Annotated in this window: 15 protein-coding genes; 12 read left to right on the top strand and 3 right to left on the bottom strand. The window is 72.9% G+C overall.

Annotated features, from left to right (window positions below; translation table 11 throughout):
• Positions 1-30 precede the first annotated feature (30 nt).
• From HW566_RS07905 to HW566_RS07875, 7 genes are read left to right on the top strand one after another with little or no spacing between them, the layout of a single operon-like run.
• Positions 31-1,002 (top strand): AAA family ATPase, encoded by a 972-nt coding sequence (locus HW566_RS07905; RefSeq protein ID WP_178011850.1) that lies wholly within the window; start codon positions 31-33, stop codon positions 1,000-1,002.
• Positions 1,002-2,438 carry a DUF58 domain-containing protein gene (locus HW566_RS07900; RefSeq protein ID WP_178011848.1) on the top strand — a complete coding sequence of 479 codons (1,437 nt, stop codon included), beginning with the start codon at positions 1,002-1,004 and terminating at the stop codon, positions 2,436-2,438. Before HW566_RS07905 ends, HW566_RS07900 begins: the two co-directional genes overlap by 1 nt.
• Positions 2,435-4,723: a transglutaminaseTgpA domain-containing protein gene (locus tag HW566_RS07895; protein WP_178011846.1), complete on the top strand. Its 2,289-nt coding sequence runs from the start codon at positions 2,435-2,437 to the stop codon at positions 4,721-4,723. Before HW566_RS07900 ends, HW566_RS07895 begins: the two co-directional genes overlap by 4 nt.
• Positions 4,720-5,103 (top strand): FHA domain-containing protein, encoded by a 384-nt coding sequence (locus tag HW566_RS07890; protein ID WP_178011844.1) that lies wholly within the window; start codon positions 4,720-4,722, stop codon positions 5,101-5,103. The genes HW566_RS07895 and HW566_RS07890 overlap by 4 nt, the downstream gene beginning before the upstream one ends.
• A complete protein-coding gene (locus HW566_RS07885) occupies positions 5,100-5,921 on the top strand; it encodes a PP2C family protein-serine/threonine phosphatase (protein WP_178011842.1) in 822 nt (273 codons plus the stop codon). Before HW566_RS07890 ends, HW566_RS07885 begins: the two co-directional genes overlap by 4 nt.
• Positions 5,921-7,261, top strand: a complete 1,341-nt coding sequence (locus tag HW566_RS07880; protein WP_178011840.1) for an FHA domain-containing protein — start codon at positions 5,921-5,923, stop codon at positions 7,259-7,261. Before HW566_RS07885 ends, HW566_RS07880 begins: the two co-directional genes overlap by 1 nt.
• Entirely contained in the window at positions 7,258-8,934 is a 1,677-nt protein-coding gene (locus HW566_RS07875; protein ID WP_178011838.1) for a serine/threonine-protein kinase, read from the top strand. Before HW566_RS07880 ends, HW566_RS07875 begins: the two co-directional genes overlap by 4 nt.
• Before the next feature lie 21 nt (positions 8,935-8,955).
• Here the strand turns inward: HW566_RS07875 and HW566_RS07870 are convergent, their stop codons facing one another.
• The 3 genes from HW566_RS07870 to HW566_RS07860 are packed head-to-tail and all read right to left on the bottom strand — an operon-like array spanning position 8,956 to position 12,180.
• A complete protein-coding gene (locus HW566_RS07870) occupies positions 8,956-9,411 on the bottom strand; it encodes a dehydrogenase (RefSeq protein WP_178011837.1) in 456 nt (151 codons plus the stop codon).
• A 47-nt stretch (positions 9,412-9,458) separates the two neighbouring features.
• A complete protein-coding gene (locus HW566_RS07865; protein WP_178011835.1) occupies positions 9,459-11,159 on the bottom strand; it encodes a cation:proton antiporter in 1,701 nt (566 codons plus the stop codon).
• A gap of 16 nt (positions 11,160-11,175) precedes the next feature.
• The gene (locus HW566_RS07860) at positions 11,176-12,180 is read right to left on the bottom strand and encodes a malate dehydrogenase (protein ID WP_178011833.1); all 1,005 of its coding nucleotides are present in this window, start codon (positions 12,178-12,180) and stop codon (positions 11,176-11,178) included.
• A 110-nt stretch (positions 12,181-12,290) separates the two neighbouring features.
• Between HW566_RS07860 and HW566_RS07855 the strand changes: the two genes are divergently transcribed.
• From HW566_RS07855 to HW566_RS07835, 5 genes are all read left to right on the top strand, one after another.
• On the top strand, positions 12,291-13,118 hold the full coding sequence (locus tag HW566_RS07855) for a MurR/RpiR family transcriptional regulator (RefSeq protein WP_178011831.1): 828 nt from the start codon (positions 12,291-12,293) through the stop codon (positions 13,116-13,118).
• A 130-nt stretch (positions 13,119-13,248) separates the two neighbouring features.
• On the top strand, positions 13,249-13,932 hold the full coding sequence (locus HW566_RS07850; protein ID WP_178011829.1) for a tyrosine-protein phosphatase: 684 nt from the start codon (positions 13,249-13,251) through the stop codon (positions 13,930-13,932).
• Positions 13,929-14,717 carry a metallophosphoesterase gene (locus tag HW566_RS07845; RefSeq protein ID WP_178011827.1) on the top strand — a complete coding sequence of 263 codons (789 nt, stop codon included), beginning with the start codon at positions 13,929-13,931 and terminating at the stop codon, positions 14,715-14,717. The genes HW566_RS07850 and HW566_RS07845 overlap by 4 nt, the downstream gene beginning before the upstream one ends.
• A gap of 17 nt (positions 14,718-14,734) precedes the next feature.
• A complete protein-coding gene (locus HW566_RS07840; protein WP_178011825.1) occupies positions 14,735-15,769 on the top strand; it encodes an ABC transporter substrate-binding protein in 1,035 nt (344 codons plus the stop codon).
• Positions 15,766-17,451: an ABC transporter permease gene (locus HW566_RS07835; RefSeq protein ID WP_178011823.1), complete on the top strand. Its 1,686-nt coding sequence runs from the start codon at positions 15,766-15,768 to the stop codon at positions 17,449-17,451. Before HW566_RS07840 ends, HW566_RS07835 begins: the two co-directional genes overlap by 4 nt.
• Positions 17,452-17,462: the final 11 nt, after the last annotated feature.

Below are 17,462 nucleotides of genomic sequence, written 5' to 3'. Positions count from 1 at the left end.
CATCCCACTCACCACGAGGAACGAGAACGAATGAGCATGACACCCGAGCAGGCAGCGTGGTTCCGCGACACCTTCGCGCGCCTGATCGACAACGTCGACGCCGCCCTCCTCGGCAAGCGCGAGGTCGTCGCGCTCGTGCTCTCGGCGATGATCGCCGAGGGGCACGTGCTGCTCGAGGACGCACCGGGAACCGGCAAGACGAGCCTGGCGAAGGCGATCGCCGCCAGTGTGCAGGGAACGTCGAACCGGATCCAGTTCACGCCCGACCTGCTGCCCTCCGACGTGACCGGCGTGACGATCTACGACCAGCAGAACAAGCGCTTCGAGTTCCACCGCGGCCCGGTCTTCTCGTCGATCGTGCTGGCCGACGAGATCAACCGCGCGTCGCCGAAGACCCAGTCGGCGCTGCTGGAGGTCATGGAGGAGTCGCGGGTCACCGTCGACGGCGTGGCGCACGAGGTGGGGCGGCCGTTCCTGGTGATCGCGACCCAGAACCCCATCGAGCAGGCCGGCACGTACAAGCTGCCCGAGGCCCAGCTCGACCGCTTCATGATCAAGACCTCCATCGGCTACCCCACCCTCGCGGTGTCGGAGCGCATCCTCGTGGGCGCCGTGGACCGCAACCCGTCGGCGAGCCTGAAGCCCGTCATCACGACCAAGGCGGTCGGCGAGATGGCCGACCTCGCGGCGACGGTGCACATCGATCCGGTCGTCGCCCGCTATGCGGCACAGATCGTCGAGGCGACGCGCGAGGCCTCCGCTACGCGCCTGGGGGTGTCGGTGCGCGGCGCGATCGCGATGATCCGCATCGCCAAGGTCTACGCGGCGGCACAGGGACGCCACTACGTCGTGCCCGATGACATCAAGCTGCTCGCCGTGCCCGTCTGGGCGCACCGGCTCGTGCTCGACCCCGAGGCGGAGTTCACCGGCACCACCGCCGAGACGGTCATGAACAACGCCCTCGCCGACGTCGAGGCGCCGCTCGCGCGGGCGGACGCCTGATGACCACACCCCCGCCCGCCTCGACGTCGACACGTCGCGGCCGCCGGGGCCGAGGTGCCGGCGCGGGCGACAGCGCGGGCACGACCTCCGGCGCAGCGGTCGAGGCGGATGCCGCCACGCTGGGGGCGACGACCCGGGATGCCGACGCCACCGTGCGCGTCGGGACGACCACGCTCGCAGCCGACGCCGCGCCCGTGAACGCCGAGGCGCCGTCCCGCATCGTGGTCCTGCGCGAGCGCGCCGAGGCCTGGTGGGCGATCGCACTGCGGTACATCCGCGCGGTGACCCGCACCATCCGCCCGCTGGGGTGGGTGCTGCTGGCGGCGACGGTCGTGCTGTGGGTGGTCGCGTTGCGCTTCGGGTGGCAGGAGATGACCATCGCGGCGGTGATCCTCACGACGATCATCGTCATCAGCATCCCCTTCCTCTTCGGAGGCACCGCCTACGACGTCGACCTCGATCTGACGCGCACGCACGTCATCGTCGGGGAGCGCGCGATCGGTGGGCTCACCCTCGTCAACGCGACGTCCCGGTCGATCCTGCCCTCCCGCGTCGTGTTGCCCGTCGGCTCGGGGCGCGGCGAGTTCGACGTTCCGCGGCTGTCGCCGAAGGGTGTTCACGAGGAGCTCTTCGCCATCCCGACCACTGCTCGCGGCGTGCTCGCCGTGGGCCCGGTGAGCGTGCTGCGCGGCGATCCTCTCGGGCTCTTCGAGCGCAGCAACGACCGGCGCAACGCCGTCGACCTGTACGTGCACCCGCGCACGACACCCCTCGAAGGACTCTCGCTGGGGCGTCTGCGCGACCTCGAGGGGCTCCCCTCGACGCAGCTCGCCCTCGACGATGTGTCGTTCCACGCCCTGCGGGAGTATCAGCCGGGCGATGACCTGCGCCACGTCCATTGGAAGTCGACGGCCCGCGTCGGCGACCTCATGATCCGTCAGTACGAGGAGACGCGACGTTCGCACTTCGTCCTCGGGCTGTCGACCTTTGCGGGCGACTACGCCGATCCGGAGGAGTTCGAGCTCGCGATCTCGGCGGCCGGCTCGATCGGGCTGCGCGCGCTGCGCGATTCCCGCATGCTCGAAGCACGGACCCAGCGCGGACCACTGCGCACGCAGGGGCCGCGCCGGATGCTCGACAACCTGTCGCAGCTGGAGTACTCGCGCCAGCGCGACGGCGGCATCGTCGCCCTGGCCGGAACCATCGCGGCGAACGCCCACGACATCGCCATCATCGTGCTCTTCTGCGGCTCGGGCACCGACTCGAGCGAGCTCAAGCTCGCCTGCTCGCGCCTGCCGCAGGGCGTGCGCGTGCTCGCGATCGTCGCCGACACCTCCATCGAGGTGCCGCTGCTGCGCCGGGTCGGCGACGCGGACGTCATCTCGCTGAGCGCACTGGATCAGCTCGCGCCGGCGATGCGGAAGGTGCTCTCGTGATCTCGCCCGCCGTCCGCCGTCTCGTGCTCGACCTCGTCGCCGTCGTGCTGCTGCTCGCCGTCGCGGTCGTCGGCTTCGGCCCGACCTTCGAGGGCGGCGCGCATCTGGTCGCCGGCTTCGGAGCGATCGCCGTCGGCGTCGCGATCGCCTGGCTGTGCGCCCGTCAGCGCTGGGGTGTGCTGCCCACTGCCGGGCTCACCGTCGTCGCCTACTTCCTCTTCGGCGGCGCTCTCGCCCTCCCGCAGACCACGCTCCTCGGCTTCATCCCCACTCTCGAGACCTGGGCGCAGCTCGCGGTCGGCTCGGTGCAGTCGTGGAAGCGCCTGCTGACCACCGTTGCGCCGGTCGCCCCTTACGACGGCCACCTCATCGTGCCGTTCCTGCTCACCCTCGTCGCGGCGGTGCTCACGGCCTCCCTCGCGCTGCGGTTGCGGCAGGCCGCCTGGGCCCTGATCCCGGTCACCGCTTTCCTGGTCGGGCAGATCCTGCTCGGTATGACCGTCCCGGCCGTGCCATTGCTCCAGGGCATCGTCTTCGCCGTCGTCGCGGCCGTCTGGCTGGCCCTGCGTCAGGCCTGGGACCCCAACCGTGCCGCCGTCCGCGTCGAGCCGACGGCGGTCTCGGATGCCGACGCCCTCCGCCACACCCGCCTGCGCCGCCTCATCTCGGGGACGGCCGTGGTGGCGGTGGCGGTCGGCGTCGGCGTCACGACCGCGGCGTTCGCGAGCCCGCCCACCACGCGCTACGTCCTGCGCGACATCGTCATCCCGCCTTTCGACGTCAAGCAGTACGCGAGTCCGCTGCAGTCGTTCCGGGGCCTCGTGCGCGACGACGCCGAGACGCCGCTGTTCACCGTGCGCGGCCTTCCCGACGAGGCGCGCATCCGGCTCGCGACGATGGACGCGTACAACGGAATGGTCGTCAACGTCTCGGACGAGGGCGCCGGTTCGTCGAGCTCGTTCACCCCGCTGCGGTCGAACATGTCGCCCGATGCGGAGGGGGCGCCCGCCCGCCTCGAGTTCGAGATCGACGAGCTCCGCGGCGTCTGGCTCCCCGACGCGGGTTCGGTGCAGTCGATCGAGTTCACGGGATCCCGCGCCGATGACCTCCGCCGCAGCGCGCACTACAACGACGCCACCGGCACCGCGGCGGTCACCGCCGGTCTCAGCGGCGGCGTGACCTACACGGTCGACACCGTGCTGCCGCCCGTGCCCGGCGACGAGGCCCTCGCCGACGTCCCGTTCGCCCCGGTCAAGATGCCCAAGCAGGAGGGTGTGCCCGAGGGGCTGTCGCAGGTCGCCACGGACGCCGTCGGCGAAGCCGACACCCCGATCGAACAGGCGCGTGCGCTGCAGACCTGGCTCTCGACCGAGGGTTACTTCAGCCACGGGCTGGAAGACGACCCGTTCTCGCCGTCGGGCCACGGCGCTGCACGCATCACGAGCTTCTTCGGCGGTGACGAGATCATCGGCGACGACGAGCAGTACGCCGTCGCGATGGCGCTGCTGTCGTCGCAGTTGGGCATCCCGGCGCGGGTCGTGATGGGCTGGCATCCCGACGAGGGAGAGAACGGCGGCGAGTTCGTCGCGACGGGTGACAACGTCCACGCCTGGGTCGAGGTGGCCTTCGACGGCGTCGGCTGGGTGCCGTTCGACCCGACACCCGACGAGGACAACGAGCCCAACGAGCAGACCACCACCCCTCGCGCCAACCCGAAGCCCCAGGTGCTCCAGCCGCCGCCGCCCGCTCAGGAGCCGGCGGAGCTGCCGCCGGCCATCGCGAACGACCGCGAGCAGGAGGAGGAAGAGGAGGCGGGCTTCGACTGGATCGGCGCCATCCTCGTTCCCGCCGGCATCGGTGTCGGCATCCTCGCGCTCCTGTTCGCACCGTTCGTCGTGATGGGCGCGGTCAAGGCCGGGCGCCGCACCAAGCGGCGGAACGCCGAACGGGCCGCCGACCGCATCTCGGGCGGATGGGACGAGCTGATCGACCGCGCCGTCGACCTGAACGCCCCCGTGGCCGGCGGCGCCACCCGCACCGAGAGCGCGCAGGTCGTCGCGACGACGATGGCCCAGCCCGACGTCACCGCGCTCGCGACCTCGGCCGATGCGCGGGTGTTCGGGCCCGGCGAGCCGAGCAAGGACGACGTGGATGCCTTCTGGCGCGAGGTCGACGCTATCGTCGTGGGCATGAGCGGGCAGGTGTCGGTCTGGCGTCGGTTGCGGGCGCGTCTGAGCCTGCGGTCGCTGCGTCGTCGACGCACGCCGCGGGGAGGGACCTCGTGAGCGCGATCGCCTTCGACACCGAACCGCTCGGCGGCATCCCGGAGATCCGTGCCGGGGCTCGCGCCCTGCTGGCGTGGGACGACGGGACGCGCACGGCCATCTACGCGCGGACCGTCTTCGGTCGCGACCCGCTGCGCGTGAGCGGCGTCGACGCCGTGGTGCTGCGCGATGAGACGCTCACCCTGTCGCGCACGCACTTCGAGCTCGTCCCGCTCGAGACCGGCGGCCTGATGATCATCGACCGCGCCTCGACGAACGGCGTCGTCCTCACCCGTGGGATCGACGCGGTGCCGGCGGAGCCCGGCGTCGCCACGGTGCTGCGCAGCGGCGACCGGATCGAGCTCGGCGACCGGTGGCTGGTCGTGGAGGTCGCGCGGTGACGAGCGCGGCGGTGCAGGTCGGGCACGGGGCGGCGACGCACGCGGGCCTGCGCGGACGGGCCAACGAGGACGCGTACCTCGCGGCCGCCCCGGTGTTCGTCGTGGCCGACGGCATGGGCGGGCACGAGGCCGGCGCCCGCGCGAGCGCGGCGGTGGTCGCCGAGTTCCAGGCCTTCGTCGGTGCGCCGAGCGTGTCGAACGCCGAGGTCCGCGCGGCGATCGCGCGAGCTCGCAGCAGCGTCGACGCGCTCGCGACCGGGGAGCGCGCGGCCGGTGCGACCCTCACCGGTGTGGTGCTCACGCGGGTGGGCGACGCCGGCTACTGGCTGGTCATGAACGTCGGCGACTCGCGCACGTATCGCTGGTCGCACGGCCGCCTCGAACAGATCAGCATCGATCACTCGGTCGTGCAGGAGCTCGTCGACGCGGGGCGGATGGATGCCGGCACCGCGGCGCGGCACGCGCGCCGCAACGAGATCACGCGGGCGATCGGCGCCGGCAGCGTCGGCGAGGCGGACTTCTGGATGCTGCCCGCCGAGGGCGGCGACCGCATCCTGGTGTGCTCGGACGGACTCTCCACCGAGCTCGACGACGAGCGCATCGCCCGCATCCTCGCCGACGAGCGCGAGCCGCAGGATGCCGCGACGCGGCTCGTGCACGAGGCGCTGCTGCACGGCGGACGCGACAACGTCACGGTGATCGTCGTCGACGCGCTCGGCGATGCCGACGAGCTCTACGACACCGTGCCCGCCGGCGGTCGCTCCGACGACGCCGACATCGAAACCCGGCCGCGTGCGGCCGCAGGGGGGAGTTCCTGATGCCCGAGGTCCGCTACGTTCCCGCGGCGGGAGCGGAGGCCTGGCGCGTCGCTCTGGCTCCCTCCGCGCTGGTCGCGCTGCCCGCCAACGTCTCGATCCCCACGGTCGAGGCCGTGTGGCGTCGCCTCGGCGAACGCGGCATCGGCGCGGTGATCGAGGCGCTCACCGGCGCCTTCGGGACCTCGCTCGCGGCGATCCCCGACTTCGTGCTCGCCATCGCCGAGAGCGACGGAGTGCGTGTGGCGGTGCGGGGACCCGTCGAGCTCGTCGTCGAGACGCCCGACGGCCCGGTCGCGGTGTCGGGTGCGGGCGTGTCGACCTGGGCGGAGCGTCACCTGCCCGGTGCCCGCCGGGCGTCGGCGCTGTTCGCCGCCGCGGCGGATGACACCTCGTCGCTGCCCGTCGTCGAGGGCATCGTGACCGCGGATGCCGTCACGCTCGAGCTGGTGGACACCCGTCCCGGTGCGCGCACGGCCGGGGCGCCGGCGCCCGCGGCACCCGTGCCGCCCGTCGGCGAGCCGGAGTCCGAGCCCGAGCCGGAGCCGCAGCTGGAGTCCGAGCCGGAGCCGCAGCTGGAGCCCGAGCCGGAGCCGCAGCCGGTGCCGCAGCCGGAGTCCGAGCCCGAGCCAGAGTCCGAGCCGGAGCCCGAGCTCCGGCCGGAGCCGCCGGCCGAACCCGAGCCCGAGGTCGGCGACGTCGAGTCCTCGTCCGAGACGGTCGTGCCGGTCGATGATACGGCGGCAGCCGAGGAGCACCTCATGATGTGGGGCGAGACGATCGTGCGCCCGACCCCGGCAGCGTTGGAGCCCGCCTCGGAGCCCACCGCCGCGTCGGCACCGCCCGTCGAGCCGGTCGACGATGCGACGGTCGTCTCGGAGCCTCCGGCGTTCGCCGGCGACCACGACGGCGAGACGATCGCGGTCGCCGACATCCGGAGCGCCCGACGGGGCGACCCGGCGGTCTTCGAGTCGACCGAGATCGTTCCGGCCCGCCGCATCCCGCGCGGCCGCATCCGGATCTCGGACGGTCAGCTCGTCGAGCTCGACACCACCGTGATCGTCGGGCGGCGCCCGCGTTCGCCTCGGTCGAGCGGTGATGCGCTGCCCACGCTCGTCGCCGTCGAGAGCCCCGAGCAGGACATCTCCCGCAACCATGTCGAGATCCGTGCGGAGGGCGAGCACGTGCTCGTCGTCGACCTCGACACGACCAACGGCTCGGTGCTGCTGCGCGGCGGGAACGACCCGGTGCGACTGCACCCCAGCGAGCCCACCATGGTCGTCTCGGGCGACGTGCTCGACATCGGCGACGGCGTGACGATCGCGTTCGAGGACCTGCCGTGAGCGCGAAGCGTCCGCCGGCGCCGCCGCCCGAGCTCCCCGGGTTCACCTACCTCGAGCTCTTGGGCTCGGGGGGCTTCGCCGACGTGTACCTCTACGAGCAGCAGCTGCCCCGGCGCAAAGTGGCCGTGAAGGTCCTCCTGCCCGACCGCCTCGCCGGCGGCTCGGTCGAGCAGTTCACCGCCGAGGCGAACACGATGGCCATGCTGTCGACCCACCCCGCCATCGTGACGATCTACCAGGCCGGCCTCGCTGAGGACCAGCGTCCGTATCTGGTGATGGAGAACTGCCCGCGGCCCAATCTCCAGGTGCGCTACCGCGCGGCGGCGTTCTCCGTCGCCGAGGCGCTGCGGGTCGGCATCCAGGTCGCGGCGGCCGTCGAGACGGCCCACCGTGCCGGCATCCTGCACCGCGACATCAAGCCGGCGAACATCCTGGTCACCGAGTACAACCGGCCCGCGCTGACCGACTTCGGCATCGCGACCACGACCGAGGGCGCCGACGAGACGGCGGGCATGTCGATCCCCTGGTCGCCTCCCGAAGCGTTCGGCGACGGCCCCGACTCCGGCGTGCGGTCGGACGTGTACGCCCTCGGCGCCACGATCTACACGCTGCTCGCAGGCCGCTCGCCCTTCGAGCAGCCCGGCGGCCGCAACGGCGCCGCCGACCTCATCCAGCGCATCGAGACCACGCCGCTCGAGCCCCTCGACCGCGCTGACGTGCCCCCGTCGCTGCAGCAGGCGCTCGCCCGGGCGATGGCCAAGAGTCCGGCGGCCCGCTTCGACAGCGCGGTCGCGCTCGCCCGTGCGCTGCAGCGCGTGCAGATCGAGCTCGCCCACTCGGTGACCCCGATCGACATCCTCGACGATTCCCCCGAGGCCGACGACGACGAGGATGCCGACGGCGAGCTCACCCGGGTCCGCGGCATCGTCAGCATCGAGCCGACCACTGCGCCGCCGGCCGGATCGACGCGCCGCCGGTCGTCGGACGGGGCGGGCTCGCCCTTCGCTCCGGCTGCCTCCGGTGCCGCTTTCGCGCCGCCGGCCGAAGATCAGACGGTGCTGCGGCCATCGCCGACCGCCGGCCAGGACGCGACGGTCCGTCGGCCGCGGACGCTCGAGCCCGCGGCCGAGCAGACCGTGCAGCGCGGCTCGTCGCCCGGCGCTCGAGCCGCCGAGCCGGAGGCGCCGACCCCGTCCGAGCCGCCCGGGGCCGGCGATGCGCTCCGCACCGAAGCCCGTCCCGGCGAGCCGCCCGCGCGAGGATCGCGGGCGTGGCTGTGGATCGCGCTCGGCGGGGCCGCAGCGGCGCTCGTCGTGGCGGTCGTCGTGGTGGCGAGCCTGCTGCAGCCCGCGGCGCCCGCCGACCCGCAGGCGAGCGCGCCGCCGACCAGCGAGCCGCAGGATCCGCTGGCCGGGTTCGTTCCGCGTGTCGGCGACCTCGCCGGTGCCGCAGCCGGCGCCGACGTCGTCTTCACCTGGACCAACCCCGATCCGGCCGACGGAGACACCTACCTCTGGTACCCGGTGACGCTCGACGGCGCCGGGGCTCCACAGCGAGTCGAGGGCGAGACGGTCACCGTGCCCGCCGACCCGTCGGGGCGGACCTGCATCGAGGTGGAGCTCGTGCGCTCGAACGGGGGAGCCGGCGACGCCGTGCGAGGCTGCACGCCCTGATCGTCGTCGCCGCGGCAGGATTCAGCCCTGACGCGAGCCCAGGACCTTCACGATGACGGCGCGACGGCGCAGCTCGGCGATCGTGCGGGTCTCCTCGTCGGCGTCGCGACCCAGAGCATGTACGTCCGAGACCACGACGACATCGCCGCCGGCGAGGTGGCCGAAGAGACGTGTCAGGCGCTCCTCCCAGCTCTCCCCGGTCTCGGGTGCGGGGTGGCGGAAGCCGTCGATCGGAACACCGAACTGCGACAGCGCGTCGCGCTGGGCGACGATGCTGGGCATGTCGTCTCGTGAGACCACCAGCCCGACCAGGCGTGCGCCGGCGGGACGTGCCGCCCACCAGGCGGGGCTCGGCTGCAGGGCGGCGAAGCTGTCGGGCAGCTCCTCCGTCGTCGGATCGGGCAGGGCGATCGTCCGCGTCTCGGCGTAGTCGGCCGCCGGTCGCGTCGTCCGGTCGTCGTCGGTCGGAGTGCTCACGCTCTCATTGTCGCCGACGCGAGAACGGTTTTCACCATCGCGGCGCGTCAGATGTCGTTCCGGCGCATCTCGAGGCTCACCTGCTGCGCATCCAGTCGTCGCTGCGACTCGCGGAGCACCTCCGACGAGTACGCGCCGTCGGCCGAGAGCTCGAGCAGGCGCTCGCGCATCGCGCCGATGATCAGCAGCTGCAGCTCGCGCGCCAGAGCACCGGCATCGTCGTCGGCCACCTGCTCGAGGCGCCGACGCGCGATGGCCAAGGCGCGGGCGTCCCACCGGCCGCCGTCGTCGAGCGAGAGCGTCGGATCGGCCAGCCGGCCGATCGCCGCCGTCCGCAGCTCGCCGTCGAGCGCGTCGTGCTCGGCGCGGAGGGCCGCCGGGTCGGTGCTCCCGGTCGGGATGCGCAGCAGCCGCACCAGACCGGGCAGCGTGAGCGCCTGCAGCAGCAGGCTGATCACCGCGACGAGGAACGCCGTGAGGATCAGGAGCTCGCGCTCGGGGGTGTCGCGGGGCAGCGTCTGGGCCGCGGCAAGCGTCACCACGCCCCGCATCCCGGCCCAGACGATGATGGTGCCCTGCTTCCAGCCCAGCGGCGAGGCCTCGTAGTAGTCGAGGTCGTTGAACGCCCGGGTCAGGCGGCTGCGCATGTCCTGCAGGCGCCGCCGGGTCGCGCCGGGGTTGCGGCCGCGGCCGGCGAAATCGGGGGGCAGGCTGTCGAGCCGCTCCGAGATCTGCTCCAGTCGGTCGCGTTGCCTGCTTCGGGCACGCCGGCCCTGCACGAAGATCAGTCCGGCGACGTAGGCGGCCCGGATGATCAGCAGGATGGCCAGAGACGCCAGGGCGAGCAGGATCGCCCTCCCGGGACCGTTCTGCTGCTCGACGTTGTCGTCCAGGATGCCGCGCAGCTCGAGACCCATGATGAGGAAGACGCCACCTTCGAGCACCAGTTCTACGGTCCGCCAGTTGATCTCATCCGAGACGCGCTGCTCGGCGGTGAACCGGCGTGCGGCGCCCTGTCCGGTGGTGATGCCGGCGGCGACGGCGGCGACCAGTCCCGAGCCGCCGAGGTGCTCGGTGGGGAGGTAGGCCACGAACGGCACGACGAATCCGAGGGCCGTCGCGGCGACCGTGTTCATGCGCGCGCGGATGCGCAGGTTGAGCATGCCGACCACGACCCCCACGGCGACGGCGGCGACGATGCCCCACACGAAGGTGCCGACCGTGTCGGCGAAGGCGAAGCCGCCCGCGACGGCGGCGATGGCGCTGCGCAGCAGCACGAGCGCGGTCGCGTCGTTGATGAGGCTCTCGCCCTCGAGGATCGTCACCACGCGGGGTGAGATCCCCAGGCGTTTCACGATGGATGTCGCGACGGCGTCGCTGGGACTCAGCACGGCGCCCAGCGCGACGGCGAGCGGGAATCCGAGCTGCGGCAGCACGAGCGTCAGGAAGCCGCCGACGGCGAGCGCACTGATCACGACCAGCGCGACCGCGAGTCCGGAGATCGAGGGGAGGTCGCGGCGGAACTCGACCGCGGGGAGGCGGACTGCCGCCGCGTACAGCAGCGGGGGCAGCACGCCGACGAGGATCAGCTCGGGGTCGACCTCGAAATCGTCGAGAATCGGCAGCCACGACACCGCCAGCCCCACGGCGACGAGGATCAGCGGACCCGCGACGCCCAGACGCTTCGACAGCGAGGTCGAGAACGCGACGGCGATGACGCCGAGGATGAGTCCGGGCAGCAGCTCCATCGATCCGAAGGCCGCGTCAGATGATCCCGAGCGCGCGCACCGCGTCGCGCTCCTCGACCAGCTCGGCCACCGAGGCGTCCAGCCGCGAGCGGCCGCGCTCATCGAGGTCGAGGCCCGGGACGACGCGGAAACCGGAGCCGTCGCTCGAGACCGGGAACGAGCACACGAGACCCTCGGGCACGCCGTATTCGCCGCGTGAGACGACGGCCGCGGACGTGCGGCGCCCCGCCGTTCCGAGCACGTCGTCGCGCACGTGGCGGATGGCCGCGTTCGCGGCGGAGGCCGCCGACGACGCCCCGCGCACCGCGATGATCTCGGCGCCGCGCTTCGCGACCCGCGGGACGAACTCGTCGTCGAGCCAGGCTCGAGCCGCGTCCGTGCCGCCGACGCGCTCGGCGAGCGCCGCGAGCGCGGGCCGTCCGGCGACGGTGGCCGAGGAGATGTCGGGGAACTGCGTCGCGGAGTGGTTGCCCCAGATCACGACACCGTCCACGTCGGTGACGGGAACCTCGAGGCGCGACGCGAGCTGCGCCACGGCGCGCTCGTGGTCGAGGCGGGTGAGGGCGCTGAAGCGGTCGGCGGGCACGCCCTCGGCGGCCGACGCGGCGATGAGCGCGTTGGTGTTGGCCGGGTTGCCGACGACGAGCACGCGAACATCGGATGCCGCCGCCGCCGCGATCGCGGCCCCCTGGGGTCCGAAGATGCCGGCGTTGGCGGCCAACAGGTCGCTGCGCTCCATCCCCGCTGCGCGGGGGCGCGCCCCCACGAGCATCGCGATGTTCGCGCCCGAGAAGCCCGTCCGCGCGTCGTCGGTGACCTCGACCTCGCGCAGCAGCGGGAACGCACCGTCCTGCAGCTCGAGGGCGGTGCCCTCGGCCGCGCGGACGCCCGCGGGGATCTCGAGCAGGCGCAGGTTCACGGGGCGGTCGGGTCCGAGCATCTCGCCCGACGCGATGCGGAACAGCAGCGCGTATCCGATCTGTCCGGCGGCGCCGGTGACGGTGACGGTGGTGGCGTCCATGTCCCGACTCTATTCCTGTCGCGATGCGATGCCCGGGGCGGGCGGCCGGATCTGATCCGGGGAGGCGCTACATTCGGGTCGAGCCACGATCTCTTCGCGCAAGGACGGTCATGACCCTTTCCCGCCCCGAACTGAGCGTGCTGGCGCGCATCCGTTCGTCTGCTTCGCTGCTCGGACCGAGCGAGTCGAAGGTCGCGACCCTCATCCTCGAACGCTCGGACGAGGTCGTCGAGTGGTCGACAGCCGAACTGGCCCAGGCGGCGGGCACCTCGACGGCCACCGTCATCCGGGCCTGTCAGAGCCTCGGCTTCCGGGGCTTCCAACACCTGCGGCTCGAGCTCGCACGCTCGGCCCCGATGAAGGCGCGGGAGCTCGACGACATCGCCTCGAGCACGTTCGACGACGCGGTCGAGGCGGTGCGGCTGGCCCAGGAGAGCGTGAGCGCCGCCCGGGTGGTCGAGGTCGCGGGCGCGATCCGCGACGCGCGCCGGGTCGTTCTGGTCAGCAACGGGTTCTCGGGGCCGCCGCTGCAGGACTTCGCGATGCGGCTCAGCACCCTCGGGCGAGCGGTCGAGGCCCCGGTGGACGCGCTGGCGCAGCAGTTCGCGGTGAACTCGCTCGACGATCGCGACCTCTGCTTCGCGCTCAGCTACTCGGGCGCGAACGTCCAATCGCTCCGCGCCTGCTCGGCCGCCCGCGACCGGGGCGCCCGGGTCGCCGCGGTGACCAGCTTCGCGAGATCGCCGATCGGGCGGACGGCGCACCTGGTGATCGCGACGGGGCCCGCGGCCGCGTCGCACGACGTCGATCCGTTCCTCGCCCGCATCGGTCACACGGTCGTCCTGCACGCGCTGCACTCCGCTCTCGCCCAGGGCGCCGAGACGGCGGCTGCCGCGGGCATGCGCCACGTGGTGGCGGACGCGATCGCGGACGAGTAGCCCCGAGCGTTCACCCGTTCGTCGTCGCGGCGTCACCGGCGTGCCAGCATCCGGAGACGTCCGGCGGCTGTAATCGCGTTCCGTGAGTGATGTAACGGACGTAACAGCGAGCGTGGACGGACGCGGTCGGATGCGCACGCTCGAGGTGGACGGGCTGTTCAACGTCCGCGCGAGCCGTGACCGGACGCCGTGGCTCGTCCGCTCCGGAGCGACCGAGGCGCTGACGGATGCGGGGGCCGCCGTCCTCTCGACCCTCGGGGTATCGCTCATCCTCGATCTGCGGGAGCCCTCGGAGCGTGGCCCCGCGCGTCACGGCATCCCGGTCCGCTCGATCCCCGTCTACGGCACCGAGCCGCCCGCCGTCGGCGGTCTCGAGGAGATCTACGAGAACCTCCTGCGGCGACGCGCGGAAGCCCTCGCCCGCGCCGTCGGCGTCGTCGCCGATGCGGACGGCGCAGTTCTCGTGCACTGCACGGCGGGCAAGGATCGCACCGGGCTCGTCGTGGCGCTCGCGCGTTCCGCGGCGGGGGAGAGCGCCGAGGCGATCGTCGCCGATTACGTGCTGTCGGCCGCGGAGGTGCGCCCGGTGCGCCAGGCGCACGCCGACCGGATCGTCCGAGCCCTCTCCGACGCCGACCGCGCGGCCACGCTCCGCCTGCATCTCGAGAGTCCGGCCGAGGCGATCGGGCATGCGCTGGCGGTCATCGACGCCCTCGGGGGAGCGGACCGCTATCTGCGGGAGCACGGGCTCAGCGAAGACCAGCTGCGCGCGCTGCGCCGGAAGAACGACCGCGCGAGCGGGGATGCCGCATGAGCCGGGCATCGGGACGGCTCACGGTGCTGCATCTCAGCGACGTGCACGCCACGGCGGGCGGGCTCCTGTACGACGCCGTCGACGGGATCGAACGCCTGCGCCGGGTGGAGACGTACATCCGCGACGCGGCGATCACCCCCGAGGCCATCGTCGTGACGGGCGACCTCGCGCAGCGCGGCCACCGCGGCGCCTACCCCGCGCTGCGCGACGCCTTCGCCCGCCTCGCCGACGTCGCCGGCGTCCCCGTGCTCACCGCCCTCGGCAACCACGACGATCCCGTGGCCGCGCGCGTCCTGCGCGGCCACGGCGGCGGTCATCACCGCGTCGAGCTCGTCGACGACCTGCGGTTCGTGCTGCTCGACTCGTCCCCCGGAGAGCTGGGGGACGGGCAGATCGCCTGGCTCCGCCGTGTCCTGTCGGTGCCCCACGGCGTCGGCACCGTCGTCGCGCTCCACCACGCACCGCTCGGATCTCCGATGCCGGCCCTCGCCGAAGCCGGTCTCCGCGACGCCGCCGCCTTCCTCGACGCCGTCGAGGGCACCGACGTCCGCGCGGTGCTGGCCGGGCACTTCCACCACCCGCTCTCGGCGACGCTGCGCGGCATCCCGATCTCGGTGGGCCCGTCGCTGGCCTACCACCAGGTCATGGACGCCGGACCCGACCGGGTGAGCGGCCACGACCTCGCGATGTTCTCGCTCGTGCATCTGCTGCCCGACGGGCTGATCGTGACGAACGTCGGCCTCGACTCCCCCGCACCGATCTTCTCCTCCCTCCTCACCCGATGACACCCGATTGGACCCCCATGTCACGCACGCGCACCACCGTCCCCGTCGCCCTGCTCGGACTCGCCGCCGTCGCCCTCGCCGGCTGCTCGTCGAGCCCGGGGGCCGGCTCGACCGAGACGGCCGCCGGCGGCGCCGAGCCGGCGACCATCACCCTGTACACCTCGGAGCCGCAGGAGAAGGCCGACGAGCTCGTCGCCGCCTTCGCCGAGGTGCACCCCGAGATCACGGTCGAGGTCTTCCGCGCCGGCACCGGAGACCTGACCACCCGCATCGCCACCGAGCGCGAGTCCGGCGGCATCCAGGCCGACGTGCTGCTCGCCGCCGACGCGGGGACGTTCGAGGGCTACGCCGCGGACGACCTGCTGCTGTCGTACGCCCCGGCCGGCGTCGAGCAGCTCAACCCCGATGTGGTCGACGCCGAGGGGTACTACACCGGGACCCGCATCATCCCGACGGTCATCGCCTACAACACCGGGATGATCACCGAGGCGCCCGAGTCGTGGGCCGACCTGACCGACGCCTCCTATGCCGACCGGATCGTCATGCCCAACCCCGACGTCTCCGGCGCCGCGGCCTACAACGCTGCGGTCTGGCTCGACGACGACCAGTTGGGCGAGGAGTGGATGGCCGCGCTCGCCGAGAACCGCCCGGTCATCGCCGACAGCAACGGGCCGGTGTCGCAGGCCGTCGCGAGTGGAGCGCAGCCGGTGGGCATCGTCGTGGACTATCTCGTCCGCGAGCTCGCCGAGCAGGGGTCCCCGATCGCCGTCGCCTACCCATCCGAGGGCGTCCCCTACGTCTCGCAGCCGGTCGGCATCTTCGCCGACACCGATGAGGCCGAGGCGGCGCAGGCCTTCGTCGACTTCCTCGTCAGCGCCGAGGGGCAGGAGCTGGCCGTCGAGCAGTCGTACCTGCCCGTGCGCTCCGACGTGGGAACGCCGGAGGGCGCTCCTTCGATGGACGAGATCATGATCCTGTCGCCCGACCTCGAGACCATCCGCAGCACGCAGGATGCCGCGGTCGAGACGTTCCGGTCGCTCTTCCTGCGATGACCTCGACCACCACGCACCCCGCGGGCCCGGTCGTCCGGGCCCGCGGGGTGCGGCCGGGCGGGCCCGGACGTCGTGGGCGGCCCGACGGCGCGGACGCGCTGATCGTCGCCCTCTGGGTCGCGTGCGGCGCGCTGATCCTCCTGCCGCTCGGGGCGCTCGTCGTGCTCGCCGGTCGCGGCGATCAGCTCGCCGTGCTGGCGCAGGGCGACGTGCTGCAGGCGGGGGCGAACAGCCTGTTCTCGGCCGTCGGGTCGGCACTCGCGGCCGTCGTCGTCGGCACGGTCTTCTCGCTGCTCCTCGACCGCACCGACGTGCCCGGCCGCGCCGTGCTGCGCCTGCTCGCGCTCAGCCCGCTTCTCATGCCGCCCTTCGTCGGCGCCATCGCGTGGCTCGGTGTCGCGGGACCGACGAGTCCCATCAATCTGTGGTGGCGCGACGCGTTCGGCGGCCCGCTGTGGTCGATCTACGGCGCGGACGGCGTCATCGTCCTCCTGACCGTGCACAGCTATCCGATCGCGATGATCATCGTCTCGGCGGCGCTCCGTCGGATTCCGAGCGATCTGGAGCAGGCCGCCCGGATCGGCGGCGCCGGCCCCGTCCGGGCGCTGGGGTCGATCACGGTGCCGCTGCTGCGTCCGGCGCTCGTGTCGTCATTCGTCCTCATCGCCGTGGGGAACCTCGCCGATTTCGGCATCCCGTCGATCATCGGGCTGCCCGAGCGGTTCGTCACCCTCGCGACCCTCGTGTACCGGTACCTCCAGTCCGGCACCGTCGAGGACCCGCTGGCCGTCGTCGCCACCATCGGGGTGGTCCTGCTCGTCGTGGCCGTCCTCGCTCTCGTCGCCGACGCCCTCCTCGCCCGGCGCGGGTGGGAGCTCGACTCGTCGCAGGCCGTCGTCGAGCGCACCCCGCTGGGACGCGCCCGGATGCCGATCGGGCTGACGCTCTGGGGCGTCGTGCTCGTCATCACCGTGCTGCCGCTCCTCGCCCTCCTCACGCAGACGCTTCTGCGGGCACCCGGAGTGCCGCTGACCTGGGAGAACCTGACGCTCGATCACCTGGTGCGTGCCGTCACGACGAAGAGCGCGCTCGCCGGTGCGGCGAACTCCGTCGTGCTCGCCGCGCTGGCAGCGGTCGTCTGCGGGGTGCTGGGGTTGGCGATCGGCGTCGTCGTGGCACGCGCGGGCGGCCGGGCGTCGCGGGGCCTCGGAGCCGTGGCGATGATGCCCCAGGCGATCCCCGGCATCGTGATCGCGGTCGCGTGGCTCATCCTCGCGCCGTCGCTGGGCCTGTTCAACACCCCGTGGCTGATCCTCGTCGCCTACATCACCTCGTTCACGGCACTCGTCGTGCAGGCCGTCGCCGCGCCCCTGTCGGCGACGCCGGCGAGCGCCGAGGAAGCCGCCCGCGTCGCCGGTGCCGGGCGGCTGCGCGCCCTCCTCGACATCTCCTGCCGGATGGCCGCCCCCGCGGCGGTCGCCGGGGCGGTCGTCGTGGCCGTCACGGCGGTGCGCGAGCTCACGCTCTCGGTGCTGCTGCTGTCGCCGGGCTCGCAGACCCTCGGTGTGGCGATCTTCAACTTCCAACAGGCCGGCGCCTTCAGCACGGCATCGGCCTGGTCGCTCATCGTCGCCCTGGTCGGGCTCGCCGTGATCGGCCTCGCGACCCGGCGCTCTCGTTAGCAGAAAGGCCG

It is taken from the genome of Microbacterium oleivorans, assembly GCF_013389665.1.
Classification (GTDB): Bacteria; Actinomycetota; Actinomycetes; order Actinomycetales; family Microbacteriaceae; genus Microbacterium; species Microbacterium oleivorans_C.
Note: the sequence above shows the minus strand (reverse complement) of the source record. Positions and strands in the feature narration are given on the sequence as shown.